Below are 15,738 nucleotides of genomic sequence, written 5' to 3' on the forward strand. Positions count from 1 at the left end.
TATAGTGTTTTCTTCATAGAAAAAGAGTGGGACAGAAGTCTAATTTTATTAAAAGATTTCTGTCCCACTCCATTGATTTAGGAATCATAATTATATTACGGCTCATTTAATTATACTATTGATCAACGATGACACCATCATCTAATTCGATGACTCTATCAGCATAATCAAATAGTCTTTTATCGTGCGTTATCATAATACCAATCATATTTTTACTTTGAATTTGATTTTTAATCATATCTATCACTTCTGTGGCACGTTCAGCGTCTAAACTTGCAGTTGGTTCGTCAGCTAAGATTATTTTCGGATGATTCATCAATGATCTCATGATGGCAACACGTTGCTTTTGTCCGCCTGAAAGTGTGTGTGGAAATACGTTGAGCTGTTCTGCTAAACCGATTTGTGTTAATAGTTTTTCTGATCTATCAGTGGCTTCTTTTTTAGACATACCTGCTTCTTTACCTATTGTTGTTAACTGATCTTTAACTTTTAAATAAGGTACTAAGTGTGAAGATTGAAATATAAATCCAATTTCATTTAGTCTTAGCTCAGAAGCTTTTTTATCACTATCATATAAATGCTCACCATTATATAATATTTCACCACCACTTTGTGACAATAGCCCACCTAAAATAGTTAAAAGCGTTGTTTTACCTGAGCCTGAAGCACCGTTTAAAATTACAAATTCTCCTTCATTCACTTCAAAATTAATCCCTTTTAAAACTTTAGTTTCGGAAGAACCTTTCCCAAAGGATTTTTTTATATCTTTAACTTGTAAACTCATTATTCTCCACCTCCGATAGCTTCAATAGGGTCTACTTTAAATAATTTAATAAATGATAGTGCTGCGCCAACAATTGCAACAACGATGAAAATGCCTACGACTAATAATATATTCGCAACAGTTACGTGGAAAGGCATAGAAATTGGCATTATTAATGATAAACCACTAATTAATGCAACAGCAATTATCACTGCAACCATTGTAGTTATTAATATTTGTAATACTAAAGCACTTAGTAAATGTCTTGTTTTGATACCAATTGCTTTTAAAATACCAATTTCTGGAATTTTTTGTATCGTCATAACATAGAAGAATGCACTGAGAACTATAGCAGAAATGACAAACAAGCTAACTATCATCATATTAAGTGGTGCTTGTTCTGCTTGATAACTCGGTATTTCATTCGTGATGTCGTCTTCCGTAAATACATCGATACCATTAATATCTTCTAATTTATTTATCTGTTTTTGTGACATATCTTGAACTGGATAAACGGTACTTACATTTTTATTCAATTTATCAAATCCGCTATTATTCATCATAACCACTGAACTATGAGCATACATTGTGTCATCCAAAATACCTGATACTTTTAACGTTTCACCGTCTTTAATTTTAATGTTGTCTCCAACATCTACCCCACTTGCAGTTAATTTACTATTAATTGCAACTTCATTGTCTTTTTTAGGATAATGTCCTTCTGACAATTCTGGTTTTTCATTTTTCACTGTATTCGTCATAACAACATCTTCTTCATCTTTATCAATTTTCAAAGTTTGAGATGCTATTTTTAAAGGTGACTGTCCACTAATATCTTCAATTTTCTCTTGCTGTTCTGGTTTAATAATTGATTTTTCGATTTGTGGTGTTTTGTTATTTTGCATCACATATTTTTCTGACTTCATATTATCTAACATAGAAATATTTTCTCTTGCTAAACCTTGTGCCAACCCACTAATAAATAAAACCATAACACCTAATAACAATATAATTAACATGATTAATATATAACGAAATTTATAATATTTTATCTCTTGCCATGCCAATTTCATAGTGTTTCACTCCCTTTCAAGAACTTATATTTAAAGTTTAAGGTCTTTATATGAACTCAATATGAACTATGATTAACTTTTTAAATTATTTCCTATTTGTTAAGTTAAATTTTTCCATATATAATGTCTGTAAAATGATTAAGGAGATTTTGAGCATGACAACTTGTTTAATTGTCGATGATGACAGTAAAATTTTAGAATATGTTTCAAATTATATTTCACGAGAAGGACTAGATGTTGTGACACAATCAAGTGCTGAAAACGCACTGTCGTATTTAGATACACATCAGGTTGATATTGCTATCGTCGATGTAATGATGCCTGGCATGAGTGGTTTTGAACTATGTAAAGTTTTAAAAGAAGATTTTGAAATGCCTGTCATTATGTTAACAGCAAGAGACGCACTTAGTGATAAGGAACAAGCCTATTTAACTGGTACAGACGATTATGTTACTAAGCCATTTGAAGTAAAAGAGCTTATCTTTAGAATAAAAGCAGTATTAAAACGGTATAATATAAATGCTAATAATGAATTGAAAGTTGGAAATCTCACGCTCAATCAAGCTTATTTAGAACTTCAATCTTCTACTAAATCAATGAACTTACCAAATAAAGAGTTTCAACTCTTATTCTTACTTGCTTCACATCCAAAACAAGTATTTAACCGTGACGATTTGATTGAAAAAATTTGGGGCTTTGACTATGAAGGTGATGAACGGACTGTTGACGTACACATTAAACGTTTGAGAAAGCGATTGTCAAAGTTAGGAGCTACGATTACGATTCATACAGTACGTGGCTTAGGATACAAGGTTGATGACAATGTTTAAATCACTATATTCACGTATTGCTATTTATAATGTCGTCATTTTACTATCGAGTGCATTGCTTAGTTTTCTATTAACTAACATTATTTATCACAATCATTTAAAAGAGAATAATGATGCAAAAATAATGAGAACATTAAAAGATGCTATTTCCTATGAAAAAGAATCTAAGATACAAATGCCAAAACCCTTTTTCAAACATCTTGGACAAATGAATTATCAAGTGATGACCGTCTCAGAAAATGGCAAAAAGTCTTATTATGGCACTGCATTTAGAAAAGATAATGTTGACTCTAAAAACATTAAATCTGTGTTAAATGGCCATGATTATCATGGGATAAGAAATTTGCCCTACAACCCTTTTATCACTGGATTTTTTGAAAATACTACTCAAAATACTGTGGGTGTGCAATTTCAATCCAATGGTCAAAATTATGCTGTTTTTATGAGACCAGACATCGGAAAAACTTTTAGTGAATTTAGAATTTTCTTAGTCATATTAATTACACTCTTATTAGTCATCTCAATCATTTGGGTTATTTCTTCAACTTATATGATTATTAAACCGATACAACAGTTAAAACAAGCGACTGAAAGGTTAATGGAAGGCAATTTTGATGTACCGATAGACATTAAACGTAATGATGAATTTGGCACATTACAATATCGATTTGATAAAATGAGACTCTCTTTAAAACAAGTCGATGACATGAGACAGCACTTTGTTCAAAATGTTTCACATGAGATCAAAACACCATTAACACATATTCATCATTTACTTGATCAATTAAAATTCGCTAAAGACGCAACAGCTCGTGAACAATATATCGATGAAATATACCAAATTACAACACAGCTTAGTGAATTAACCAAAGAACTTTTATTATTATCAGAAATTGATAATGGCGAACATCTAGAATTAACTGACAACATCGAACTTAATAAACTGATTAAACAGATTATACGCCATGAACAATTTGCGACGAATCAAAAAGATTTAATCATTATGTCTGATTTAGCTAATGTATCTATAATTGGGAATGAGCGCTTACTAAATCAAGCTTTTCAAAACTTAATAACGAACCCGATCAAATATTCTGAACAAGGGGGTACAATTGATATTACACTCACACATGATACCGATCAAATTCATTTTAATATCACTGATGATGGTCAAGGCATGACACCAGAAACCCAATCTCGTCTATTTGAGCGTTTCTATAAAGCAAGCAATCATGATAATAGCAATGGCTTAGGCTTAGCTATTGCGAAAGCAATTTTTGAATTACACAATGGTACAATTGAAGTAGCAAGTACGAAATATGAAGGTACGACATTCACTGTTACCATCCATAAATAATAATGTAACAAGTGAGTTGATACCTATGAATTTTATGAGTTAAAGCTCATAACAGGCTACAATATTTTCTAGCAAACATACACAATTAAAACCTTGAGATTTTAAATACAAAAAAGCGCTAATCCTTTGTGGATTAGCGCTCTTACTTTGACTATGGCTATTTATCTCCCAAGCTTCTCATTTGTTAAAATGAGTGTACTATATCTATTAATTAATCTTTAAGTTTTTAGTTATTTCTTTATTAATTTGAGTGTATAGAGCTTCATTTTCCGATAATTTCATACCGAATGAAGGCACTATTTCTTTAACTTTTTCTTCCCAATTGTTAAATTCTTGTTTATAACAACGTTGAAGTACATCTAACATGATGTCAACAGCAGTTGAAGCACCTGGAGAGGCACCTAACAATGCTGCTAAAGAACCATCTTCGGAAGTAATGACTTCTGTACCAAATTGTAACGTGCCTTTTCCTTTATCTGTATCTTTAATGACTTGTACACGTTGTCCAGCAACCACAATTTCCCAGTTTTCGCTTTTTGCATTTGGCACAAATTGACGTAAATCTTCCATTCTCTCTTCATTTGATAATGTGAGTTGAGAAATTAAATATTTAGTTAAGTTCATTTCTTTAATTCCTGCCGATAGCATTGTAATAAGGTTGTTTGGTTTCACTGATTTTATTAAATCCATATTTGAACCAGTCTTTAAAAATTTAGGTGAAAAACCAGCAAATGGCCCAAACAATAATGTACGTTTGCCATCAATATAGCGTGTATCTAAATGTGGTACTGACATTGGCGGCGCACCAACAGCTGCTTTTCCATAAACTTTAGCAAGATGTTTTGATGTGATAGCCTCATCTCTACATACTAAGAACAGACCACTTACTGGGAATCCACCAATATGTTTAGATTCCTTGATACCTGTTTTTTGTAATAAAGGTAAACTAGCACCACCGGCACCAATAAACACAAAATCACTTTCCACTATTGTCACTTCATCCGTTTTCAAATCTTTCACTTTAACTTCCCAAGTGCCATCCTTACGTTGACTTAGGTTTTCTACTTCATGTTCGTAATTAAGTTCTACATGTTTATCTTCTAAATTTGAAAATAATTTTTTTGTTAACGCACTAAAATTCACATCTGTCCCCGTTTTATCATATGTAATAGCCATTGGTATATTGGATGTACGCCCTTCCATAATCAACGGTGCCCATTCAGAAATTTGCGCTTTGTCATCTGTAATTTCCATATTACTAAATAAAATATTTTTATTTAATCTTTCTACACGTCTTCTTAAAAAATCTACATTGCGTACACCCTGTACAAAACTCATATGCGGCACAGGCTTAATAAAGGCTTCAGGTTTTGATAATTGACCTTGCTTAACAAGATAATTCCAAAATTGCTTTGTAATTTGAAACTGTTCATTAATTTTAACAGCTTTAGAAATATCGATTGATCCATCTTTGTTTTCGTTTGTATAATTTAATTCGCATAATGCAGAATGCCCTGTTCCTGCATTATTCCACGCATTTGAACTTTCTTCTGCTGGTGTAGATAATCTTTCAAACATTTTAATATCTTTCTCAGGTGCAAGTTCTTTTAATAACGTTCCTAGTGTTGCGCTCATGATACCGCCGCCAATTAATATGACATCTATTTTGCTATGTTGTTTACTCATAACAAACACAGTCCCCCTTTTATATATGTTTATAGACACGTTATCTTTATCTAGGAAAATCACAGCCATGATAAAGCGTTTTCTATAGTGAATAATTTAAATCTTAATCTACTATAATTATACTAAATGTTAAAAAAATAGCAGAATCTTTTGTCACACTTCTAATTATATACGTTATTGTCCTATGAAAAAAGGGCTTTCAGTAATTCTACTCAAATTATGTTAATACCTGTTAACTATAATAGCTATGAGACGACTTAAATTGCAATTAACATTAGACACTTAAAATTAAATTACATTGTGTCACACATAACATTCATTACTTTATTACTCTCTTAAATTTCATGCTATAATAAATTTTAATTTAATTCTTATACTTTTGGAGGTATTCCAATGAAATCTATCACTTTTTTTACGCATAATGTTTATGCTATGGGTGGTACTGTTAAATCTATTTCTCAATTAGCTAATGTTTTAGCCGAAAAAGGTCATAAGGTTGAAATCATTTCCGTTTTCAAGGGGGCTTCTAAACCTTATTTCAAACTACATAAATCTATTAAAGTTCGTGCTTTAACAGACTATCAGTTACATTTTTTAAATATTAAAGCTATATTTTTTAATAGAATCCGCAAATACACTCCGTTTTCTAGACCAAAATTAATTTCACAATATGAACCAGGTCTTTATCAGTTTTCACGTTATATAGAAAAGAAAATGATTCAAGCAATACGCAATGTTTCCACTGATATGCTCATTGGTACACGTGCGAGTTTTAATATATTAATTGCTCACTATGGTCCACAAAATGTAGAGAAAATAGGTATGGAACATATGAATTTTGAAGCACATAACGATGCCCTACAACAAGAAATCTTAGATGCTTATCAATATTTAGACAAAATAACCACACTAACAGAAAGTGATAAAAGTAAATATGAATCTATTGTTCAAACTCCTGTTTATGTCATACCCAACATTTTAAATGAGCCCCGTCTCTCAATATCAAAAGAAAAAATCATTACTGCCGCAGGACGACTAGAATACGAAAAAGGATTCGACCTATTAATTCAAAGTATCATACCTATTCAACAAGAAGTCAGACGTTTTAAATATCAAATACACATCTATGGTGACGGAAAAGAGCATGAGCTTTTACAACAATTAGTCATAGAGCACCAACTAGCAGATATCGTAAAACTTTATGGTTCAACTCAGCAATTAAACGAAAAATTAGCTAAAAGTGATATTACAGTCGTCCCTTCTCGTAATGAAGGGTTCGGAATGGTAATTTTAGAAGCTATGAATCAAGGTAATGTCGTGGTTAGTTTTGATGGTAATGCAGGACCAGACGCTCTGATACAAAATAACGTCAATGGATACCTCGTATCGCACGGAAATGTAAAAGATCTTTCTAATAAACTACTCAGACTTATCAATCAGGAATTTAATAAACAATCCATCATAGAAAATGGGTATCAAACCGTCCAATTATTTTCATCAGATTCAGTCTACCATTACTTTCAAATGATGATTGCATCGAAATAAAAAAAGAAGCCAAACGGCTTCTTTTTTATTTCGATCTTTATATTTTATTACAATAAACCTAATCATCTGTAATATGCCATAATCACAGGCATCTTACTAACAACCATAACCACGATGATGCTTTAATGAATGATAAAGTTCAACATGAAAGTCCATAAACATATAAAGATAATAAATGCAAAACTATAGCGTAACGTCATTTTTAATAACTCTGATTCTTTACCTACTTGTTGTACAGATGCAGTTGCAATCGCAATGGATTGTGGTGAAATTAATTTCGCTGCTACACCACCTACTGTATTTGCAGATACAAGCAATGCACCGCTTGTACCAATATTATTAGCTACCGCTGACTGTATCGGAGCAAATAGTGTATTATTATTTGTCACAGAACCAGTTAAAAATACGCCAATCCAACCTAAGATAGGTGACAATAGCGGGAAGATTGATCCTGCTTTAGCAATACCTTCACCTAAAGCATTACTTAAACCTGCATAAGTCATCAATTTAGAAATAATTAAAATAATACAAATTGTAATAATAGGTAACCATAATTCTTTAAAAGTTAATTTTAATAAGCGTGTTGCATCAAGCATGTTCACTTGTTTTGACATTAATATAGTTATTAAAATTACTAATAAAATCGCTGTACCAGTTTGTCCAATGATATTGAGTGGTAATGTAATTGCTTTGTCAGCAATGTCACTATACGTACCTGGTAGTTGAATATTAAATACTAATGCGCTCAACGCACCATTAGGTGAGAACAACGCTTTAAATTGTGGTGCACTCCAAATCATAACTAATGCTGTTAAAATCACAAATGGACTCCATGCATATATTAAAGTTTTAAAATTATGTTTTACAATAGACTTAGGTTCTCCACTATCTTTCAACCTAAATATATTTTTAGGCTGATGTTTTTTAGAATATAAGGCTAACGCTAACATTGATACTAACGGTGGGATAATATCAGCTAGTTCTGGTCCAATAAACACCGTAATCAAAGCTTGTAATATCGTAAAAGTTCCACCAACAATAAGGATTGCTGGTAACGTTTCTTTAATACCTTTAAAACCGTCAATAATCCATACTAATAAAAATGGGATAAACATATTCATAATCGATAAAGTTAAAGCAGACATTTGAGAAACCGCAAATCCTGTAACATCACTTGGTAAACCAAGTGTATCAATCACTGTTACAGGCAAGCCAATTGCTCCAAATGCACCAGCTGAAGCATTAGCAATTAAACATAACATTGCAGCTTCTAAAGGTTTAAAGCCTAATTGAGTTAATAACAAGGCACATATGGCAATCGGCACACCAAAACCTGCTGCACCTTCTAAAAATCCATTAAACGCAAAACCTATGAGCAATAATTGAATACGATGATCTTGCGATACACTCGCAATACTATCTTGAATCTTATCAAATTGCCCAGTTTCATTTGTAACCTTATATAACAGCACTGCCATAATCACAATATAACCAATTGGAATGATGCCTTGGAAAAATCCTTCAATTGATGCACCTGTTGCGATATTCATAGGCAATTTGAATATCGTTATTGCAAGTATCAATGTAACTACTAATGTCGTAATTGAAGCATATATCCCTTTCATTTTGAAAATGGTTAAGCATAATAAAAATAAAATGATAGGGATAGCGGCTACAATACTGGATAATAATACATTGTTAAAGGGGTTAATACTTTCTACAAACATTTATACTCACTTCCTATACTTAAATTAATTAATCATCTTCCTTTTGTGAATTATTTCACATAAATTATAACATTTCCTTTAAGTAAAATACAATAATTTCCAAAAAATTAATAGCCTAAAATTAAAGTTTTTTATTTTTCTAATAAATTCCAATTGAATATACATCATCTCAAACGCAATTCTTCAATCCTAATATGAATATTGAAGTTTCTTTTATCTATGACGTATTAAATGATAAAATAAGGATAATAATATTTAAATCGAGGGATTATAAATGATAAAGCAAATAGAAGTTTCAACGTGGGACCTTTTCGTAAAGGACCTTGAGAAAGCTACAGCACAAGGATATACTCACTTTGTATATATAGATCAAAATAGTGAAATTTATCAATCGATGTTAGACGCAGTTACACTAAAACCGGTCACTATCGTTGCAGATTATACAATCAATCAACAATATTTAAATGATTGCCGATATTTTGGTAAAGCCGAAATCACTTTTAATGATTGGATGGATAATCTAAATCATTTTCCAAATATTATTTTCCATATAGAAACCACTCAAAAAATAATAAACAATTATACTATTAATAATATATTTGACTTAGCATTATTATCACTTTTGCAAGATGATGTCGTAACAGATAGCCATGTCGTTTTCAATTTCAAACATGCTTTTACAACCAGTAGTGCTATATGGGATTACATTCAAGCATTCACGCCATTAAACACTACTAAATTCAATTTAAACAAATTAGCCTTTGAACATAAACACTCGATACCATTTAAAAATAGTGAAACACTAGCGCCTAATCATGATGACATTCGATTTACAGATAAAGTGCTTAAAAATACTAAATTCAAACTTCCACATTGGATTTATACTTTAGTTCATCGTCATTACGAAAAAAAACATTATGAAAGCAGTTATATTTATAAGAAAGATAAATCGAAAGTTAAAAATCATATCGTCTTTTTAGGTTTTGATTATGGATTTCGAGGTAATTCTCGCTATTTATTTAATCATTTTGCAAAGTACTTTTCTAAATTACCTATATTTTTTATAACGAATGATGTAAATGGCCCTAATTTTATCGATCCAAATGACGCGAAATCAAAAAATCTAATAGAAACAGCAAGTGTGGTTATTTTAGAAAACGATATCCCTGATGATATCAAACCAAATGGTACAATTATACAACTCTGGCATGGCACACCTATTAAAAAACTATTTTTAGATAGTCATGAACCTAATGAGAATCTCAATATCTATAATTATCGTGCACGCAAATATAATAAATGGTTGCAACAAGATTACTTCATCAGTGATTCCGGAGCCATTATGGAACATTTCAAGTCTGCGTTTCCCCAACAACACACACACTTATTAAATTGTGGGTATCCGAGAATTAGATATCTGTTAGATAAACAATCTGATCAACCATATATCTCATTTATAAAGAAAGAATTAAAACTAGATCCTCAAAAACAAACATTACTTTATGTTCCTACATGGAAAGCAGCAAATGAAGCAACCGATTTGTTACCAATGAGTGATGGCTTATTGAATAAATATAATGTTATCTTTAAAGGACATATCAACGATCAATCTAACTATATACCTGAAAATGCTATCATTGCGCCATCACATATTGAAGTTCAAGATTTATTGTTAGTTTCAGATACAGTATTAACAGACTATTCTTCACTTATTTTTGATGCACTTACGATTGATAAAACTGTCTGCCAATATACGCCTGACCATGAAAAATATGTGAGTGAACGCGGTGTTTATGAAGATGTTATGCATTCTCTTTCTACAGTCAGATATAGTGATTCAAAAGCGCTCTTAAATGATTTAATCAGTCACCAAATGAAAGATATACATGCTAATCCGTTTATAAATAAAGACAACCATGCCTTTGAAACGATTTCACATATTATTCAAAAGTCGATTAATTCCAATAAATTAAACTAATCATCACATATACAACCAACAATTTGTTATTCTAATTTAAAATTCAAAGTTTAAATTATGAATATTGGCTTTGGTGCTTTTATTTAAATATAAAATGCATTTAAAGGAATCATACTCGAACGATTCGCACATAAAGAAAATTTTACCAAATTAAAAAGTGGCAAGTTAGAAGTTAATGCTTTCTACTTGCCACTTTTTTATAATACGTATAAAAATCACGTTATTTTATGATGCTTTTATTGTTGGTAAGCTGGATCAACTACTCTAACAGTTCCTTGTTGGTCAACAGTTACAATTGAATAACTACCAGGTTGTGCTTGGTTTTGGAAGCTAAAAATATAGCTATAATTCTCTTCGCTTCCTTCAATAGCATAATCATTATAAGGATTTGATTGGCCATTTAACGCATTGACTTCAGCAGTTGCATTGTCTAAAGCGTTTTGGAAATTAGGCAATGACTGTAAAGCTGTTTGTGCGTCAGTGCTACCTGAAGTAATGTTTTGTGCGACTGGCACTGCATTTTGACCTTGATAAGGCGCCACATATTGAGAAGCACCACTGTTACCTGTGTTGCCCGCATTTGAATTACCTGCACTATTAGATGCTTGATCAGCATTACTATTTGCATTACTTGCTGTACTCTCATTGCTATCCGCATTGCTTGAATTGTTATCATTATTTGAATTATCGCTATTGCTATCACTGCCGTTGGAACCGTTAGTCGAACTATCATTGGCATTGTCACTGTTTCCAGAATTGCTGCTATCATCAGAGTTAGAACTAGAGTCTGAGTCAGAACTATTTTTATCAGCATCACTGTCTGATTTGTTGTCCGAATTACTATCTGAATCTTTATCGGAACTATCATTGTCCTTTTTGTCATCGCTCTTAGAATCTTTTGAGTCTTTTGATTTGTCATCAGAAGACTGTTTGTCTTTCGAACTATCGTCTTTACTACCGCCATTGTCATCACTACCATTAGAACAAGCAGCAAGTGCTAATGTAAGTGTAAGAAAACCTGCTAATAACTTCTTCATATAATAAGCCTCCTTAGTTGTGTCCTTCCCATTGCCTAATTTAAAATTATGTAATGTGTTTAACAATTAGGATAAATGAGAATCATTATGTTATTCACTATTATTATTAAATAAACACCTTTTATCAAAACTTTTTTTGAAATAAATATAATTTTTACAAAAACTTAAAAAATAGAAGCTTTAATTTAATATCTAGCTTTTGCAATAGGAATACAATGCGCCAAGATAATTGAACAGATTACAGGATAAATGACTTTTTCAAAAGCTGCTATATGTTTTTTTCCATTATTAAATCTGTATCTACCACGTTACCAGTATGAAATTCATGGGAACCTGTTATACGTAGGCCTTGTTTTTTATAAAAGTTTAATGCTTTTTCATTATATTCCCATACACCTAACCAAATTTTTGTTTTATACAACTCGCGTGCTTTTTTAATTGCAAAATCAAAAACATTTTTCCCTTTTCCTCCACCTTGTGATTGAGGTAAAAAGTATATTCTTTGAATTTCTAAGTAGGATTCACCCATTGCCTCAGTTTGTGCATCGTCTATATTTAATTTAAAATAACCTACAATTTCATTATTGCTGAGATAAAAATATGTGAATGAATGTTTATTATTCAATTCGTCTTGTAACGTTTCCACATTATATGCCTGTTTAAAATAGGTTTCAAAATCTTCCTGTGTATATCCACCTTCTTTGAATGTATGTTTAAATGTTGTAATACAAATTTCTCTTAACCGATGTACTTCCGATTGTTTTACCAATTCAATATTATCTGTCATACTGCATGCCCCCTTTTTACCATCTTGTCAATTAGTATACTAAAATGTTAAATATGTTACTATACGACTTAATATATTTTTTTGACAACTTAAAGTATAGTCAAATGACATAAAGTTTACGATTGTTAAAATTAAAACGCTTACTTTTAAATCAGCGCTTTTACACTTATTGTGAAATTCACAATATCATGATAAAGTAGTTCTAGTTTTTTAATTGTTCATAAATATATATACATAAGGGAGTGCCATAAGGCAATGACGAAAACATTTAAAGCTTTTGTGGTCAATGAACAAGACGGCAAAGTAACAAGCGAATTTAAAGATATGACAATAGATGATCTTCCAGAAGGTGAAGTGTTGATTAAAACGAAATACTCTGGAATTAATTATAAAGATGCATTAGCTACATTAGACAATTCAAAAATTGTTAACAGTTATCCAATGGTGCCAGGCATCGATTTAGCAGGTGTGGTAGCTCACTCTGACACACATGCTTTTGAACCAGGAGATGAAGTCATCGTTACAGGGTACGGTTTAGGAACAGACCATTTCGGAGGTTTTAGTGAATATGTTCGCGTAAAAGAAGAATGGATTGTACCTTTACCTAAAGACCTCACACTTGAAGAAGCTATGATATATGGGACAGCAGGTTACACAGCTGGTTTAGCAATTGAAAAATTAGAGCATAATGGACTATCTGTAGAAAAAGATCAAGTGCTTGTAAGAGGTGCAACAGGTGGTGTAGGAACATTAGCGATTATGATGTTAAATGGCATTGGATATGATGTGATCGCTAGTACAGGTAAGACTGAAGCTACTGAAACACTTAAAACCATAGGTGCAAAAGATGTTATTTCTAGAATTGACAAAGAAGATAATAAACCTTTAGGTAAACGCACATGGCAAGCAGTCATCGATCCAGTTGGTGGTGACAGTTTTTCACAAATCATTAAGCAACTTAATTATAATGGTAGCGTTGCGCTCATTGGCATGACAGGAGGCGCTACATTCGATAGTTCAGTCTTTCCTTTCATATTAAGAGGTGTAAACGTTATAGGTATTGACTCTGTATATACAGAAATGAGACAACGGAAACATATTTGGCGTCGTCTATCAAAAGATTTAAAACCAGATCAATTACATGATATAAAACATAATATAAACTTTAAAGATATTAAAAACAGCATAGATGAAGTGTTTCAACATAATAATTCTGGTAGAATTGTTATCGAATTCGACGCATAAGATGATTTTATAAAACTCCGCACATCAAACAAAAATTGATGTGCGGAGTTTTATTTGATATCAACTTATATAACTATACATTTTTATTTAAACTACAAAAATATTACAATTCATATAAATATATATCAATAGATAAATTTATTATACTTTAACATTTACAATTAAAATATGAAAGCGTATACTTATTATTATTGAATATTATCAGGAGGGTTAATATGGGAATCAAAGTGAATAAAAAGCTCATCTTTTTCCTTGGTGCATTGGGAGGATTACTCTATGGTTATGACATGGGGGTTATATCAGGTGCACTGTTATTTATAAAAGATGACATACCGTTAAATAGTTTTACTGAAGGACTTGTCGTTGCATCGATGTTAGTCGGCGCTATCTTCGGCTCCGGTGCGAGTGGACCTATGTCTGATAGATTAGGTCGTAGACGTGTTGTATTTATTATCGCTATTATTTATATTGTCGGTGCATTAATTTTAGCCTTAGCACCATCAATGCCAGTATTAGTAATTGGTAGACTTGTTATCGGATTAGCTGTCGGTGGCTCAACAGCAATCGTACCAGTATATTTATCTGAAATGGCACCTACCGAACAACGTGGTTCGTTAAGTTCCTTAAACCAATTAATGATTACAATTGGTATTTTATCTTCATATTTAATTAACTATGCTTTCACTCCAATCGAAGGATGGAGATGGATGCTCGGTTTAGCAGTATTACCTTCACTCATTCTATTAATCGGTGTAGCATTTATGCCTGAAAGCCCTAGATGGCTACTTGAACACAGAAGTGAAAAAGCTGCTCGTGACGTTATGAAATTAACATTTAAAGAAAGCGAAATTGATAAAGAAATTGCTGATATGAAAGAAATAAATGCTATTTCTGAAAGCACTTGGAATGTATTAAAATCACCTTGGTTAAGACCAACATTGATCATTGGTAGTGTATTTGCTTTATTACAACAAATTATAGGTATTAACGCTATTATTTATTACGCACCAACGATATTTAGTAAAGCTGGTCTTGGAAATGCAACTTCTATATTAGGCACAGTTGGTATTGGTACCGTAAACGTCCTTATTACGATTGTAGCAATTATGATTATTGATAAAATAGATCGTAAGCGATTATTAGTCATCGGTAATATTGGTATGGTAGCTTCACTATTAATCATGGCAATATTAGTTTGGACAATTGGTATCCAATCTTCTGCATGGATTATGGTTGCTTGTCTAACGCTTTTCATCATCTTCTTTGGTTTTACTTGGGGACCAGTACTTTGGGTTATGTTACCAGAATTATTCCCAATGCGCGCACGTGGTGCTGCAACAGGAATCGCTGCTTTAGTACTATCTATTGGTAGTTTACTAGTTGCGCAATTATTCCCTATTTTGACTGATGTTTTATCAGTAGAACAAGTTTTCTTAATCTTTGCAGCTATCGGTGTCTGTGCTTTAATCTTTGTTATTAAATACTTACCAGAAACACGCGGACGTAGTTTAGAAGAAATAGAAGCTGATTTAAGATCTAGAACAAATGCAACTGATGTCAATGTTAAAGAATCCAAATAAACATTACATTGCTAAAACAAAATTAATGTGAGTTTTTAGGGTATAAAACCTATGCTCAAAATAAGAGAGCTAATCCGTTCTGAACTGCACCCTGTCAAGTAGACAGTGAAAAAAACAAAATGTTTATGGC

At 31.8% G+C, this 15,738-nt stretch carries 12 protein-coding genes; 6 read left to right on the forward strand and 6 right to left on the reverse strand.

Annotated elements, in window-relative coordinates; genetic code table 11:
- Positions 1-115 precede the first annotated feature (115 nt).
- Together CD032_RS01815 and CD032_RS01820 are read right to left on the reverse strand one after the other, a co-directional pair.
- The gene (locus tag CD032_RS01815) at positions 116-784 is read right to left on the reverse strand and encodes an ABC transporter ATP-binding protein (protein ID WP_019468865.1); all 669 of its coding nucleotides are present in this window, start codon (positions 782-784) and stop codon (positions 116-118) included.
- The gene (locus CD032_RS01820) at positions 784-1,836 is read right to left on the reverse strand and encodes an ABC transporter permease (protein WP_019468864.1); all 1,053 of its coding nucleotides are present in this window, start codon (positions 1,834-1,836) and stop codon (positions 784-786) included. The genes CD032_RS01815 and CD032_RS01820 overlap by 1 nt, the downstream gene beginning before the upstream one ends.
- Positions 1,837-1,991: 155 nt before the next feature.
- On the opposite strand from CD032_RS01820, the gene CD032_RS01825 reads away from it, so the two are divergent.
- Positions 1,992-2,666: a response regulator transcription factor gene (locus CD032_RS01825; RefSeq protein WP_019468863.1), complete on the forward strand. Its 675-nt coding sequence runs from the start codon at positions 1,992-1,994 to the stop codon at positions 2,664-2,666.
- The gene (locus CD032_RS01830; protein WP_026034776.1) at positions 2,659-4,023 is read left to right on the forward strand and encodes a sensor histidine kinase; all 1,365 of its coding nucleotides are present in this window, start codon (positions 2,659-2,661) and stop codon (positions 4,021-4,023) included. The genes CD032_RS01825 and CD032_RS01830 overlap by 8 nt, the downstream gene beginning before the upstream one ends.
- Before the next feature lie 207 nt (positions 4,024-4,230).
- Here the strand turns inward: CD032_RS01830 and mqo are convergent, their stop codons facing one another.
- A complete protein-coding gene (gene mqo, locus CD032_RS01835) occupies positions 4,231-5,709 on the reverse strand; it encodes a malate dehydrogenase (quinone) (protein WP_019468861.1) in 1,479 nt (492 codons plus the stop codon).
- A gap of 393 nt (positions 5,710-6,102) precedes the next feature.
- On the opposite strand from mqo, the gene CD032_RS01840 reads away from it, so the two are divergent.
- Positions 6,103-7,254: a glycosyltransferase family 4 protein gene (locus tag CD032_RS01840; protein ID WP_019468860.1), complete on the forward strand. Its 1,152-nt coding sequence runs from the start codon at positions 6,103-6,105 to the stop codon at positions 7,252-7,254.
- Between the two features lie 122 nt (positions 7,255-7,376).
- Here CD032_RS01840 and CD032_RS01845 read toward each other — a convergent pair whose 3' ends face one another.
- On the reverse strand, positions 7,377-8,981 hold the full coding sequence (locus tag CD032_RS01845) for an L-lactate permease (RefSeq protein ID WP_019468859.1): 1,605 nt from the start codon (positions 8,979-8,981) through the stop codon (positions 7,377-7,379).
- A gap of 274 nt (positions 8,982-9,255) precedes the next feature.
- Here CD032_RS01845 and CD032_RS01850 point away from each other — a divergent pair, with 274 nt between their 5' ends.
- Entirely contained in the window at positions 9,256-10,959 is a 1,704-nt protein-coding gene (locus tag CD032_RS01850) for a CDP-glycerol glycerophosphotransferase family protein (RefSeq protein ID WP_040030000.1), read from the forward strand.
- 236 nt (positions 10,960-11,195) lie between these two features.
- Here the strand turns inward: CD032_RS01850 and CD032_RS01855 are convergent, their stop codons facing one another.
- On the reverse strand, positions 11,196-11,996 hold the full coding sequence (locus CD032_RS01855; RefSeq protein ID WP_019468857.1) for a hypothetical protein: 801 nt from the start codon (positions 11,994-11,996) through the stop codon (positions 11,196-11,198).
- 268 nt (positions 11,997-12,264) lie between these two features.
- A complete protein-coding gene (locus CD032_RS01860) occupies positions 12,265-12,783 on the reverse strand; it encodes a GNAT family N-acetyltransferase (RefSeq protein ID WP_019468856.1) in 519 nt (172 codons plus the stop codon).
- A gap of 255 nt (positions 12,784-13,038) precedes the next feature.
- Between CD032_RS01860 and CD032_RS01865 the strand changes: the two genes are divergently transcribed.
- Both CD032_RS01865 and glcP read left to right on the forward strand, forming a co-directional pair.
- Positions 13,039-14,028, forward strand: coding sequence for an acrylyl-CoA reductase family protein (locus tag CD032_RS01865; protein WP_019468855.1), 990 nt, complete (start codon positions 13,039-13,041; stop codon positions 14,026-14,028).
- 215 nt (positions 14,029-14,243) lie between these two features.
- Positions 14,244-15,608 (forward strand): glucose transporter GlcP, encoded by a 1,365-nt coding sequence (gene glcP, locus CD032_RS01870; RefSeq protein WP_019468854.1) that lies wholly within the window; start codon positions 14,244-14,246, stop codon positions 15,606-15,608.
- The last annotated feature ends 130 nt before the right edge of the window (positions 15,609-15,738 follow it).

Origin of the sequence: Staphylococcus cohnii subsp. cohnii (assembly GCF_002902365.1) — a bacterium.
Taxonomy (GTDB): Bacteria; Bacillota; Bacilli; order Staphylococcales; family Staphylococcaceae; genus Staphylococcus; species Staphylococcus cohnii.

Excerpts from the sequence above, each read along its gene's own strand:
- CD032_RS01815 (WP_019468865.1), bottom strand. The coding sequence starts at position 784 with ATGAGTTTACAAGTTAAAGATATAAAAAAATCCTTTGGGAAAGGTTCT.
- CD032_RS01820 (WP_019468864.1), bottom strand. The coding sequence starts at position 1,836 with ATGAAATTGGCATGGCAAGAGATAAAATATTATAAATTTCGTTATATA.
- CD032_RS01825 (WP_019468863.1), top strand. The coding sequence starts at position 1,992 with ATGACAACTTGTTTAATTGTCGATGATGACAGTAAAATTTTAGAATAT.
- CD032_RS01830 (WP_026034776.1), top strand. The coding sequence starts at position 2,659 with ATGTTTAAATCACTATATTCACGTATTGCTATTTATAATGTCGTCATT.
- mqo (WP_019468861.1), bottom strand. The coding sequence starts at position 5,709 with ATGAGTAAACAACATAGCAAAATAGATGTCATATTAATTGGCGGCGGT.
- CD032_RS01840 (WP_019468860.1), top strand. The coding sequence starts at position 6,103 with ATGAAATCTATCACTTTTTTTACGCATAATGTTTATGCTATGGGTGGT.
- CD032_RS01845 (WP_019468859.1), bottom strand. The coding sequence starts at position 8,981 with ATGTTTGTAGAAAGTATTAACCCCTTTAACAATGTATTATTATCCAGT.
- CD032_RS01850 (WP_040030000.1), top strand. The coding sequence starts at position 9,256 with ATGATAAAGCAAATAGAAGTTTCAACGTGGGACCTTTTCGTAAAGGAC.
- CD032_RS01855 (WP_019468857.1), bottom strand. The coding sequence starts at position 11,996 with ATGAAGAAGTTATTAGCAGGTTTTCTTACACTTACATTAGCACTTGCT.
- CD032_RS01860 (WP_019468856.1), bottom strand. The coding sequence starts at position 12,783 with ATGACAGATAATATTGAATTGGTAAAACAATCGGAAGTACATCGGTTA.
- CD032_RS01865 (WP_019468855.1), top strand. The coding sequence starts at position 13,039 with ATGACGAAAACATTTAAAGCTTTTGTGGTCAATGAACAAGACGGCAAA.
- glcP (WP_019468854.1), top strand. The coding sequence starts at position 14,244 with ATGGGAATCAAAGTGAATAAAAAGCTCATCTTTTTCCTTGGTGCATTG.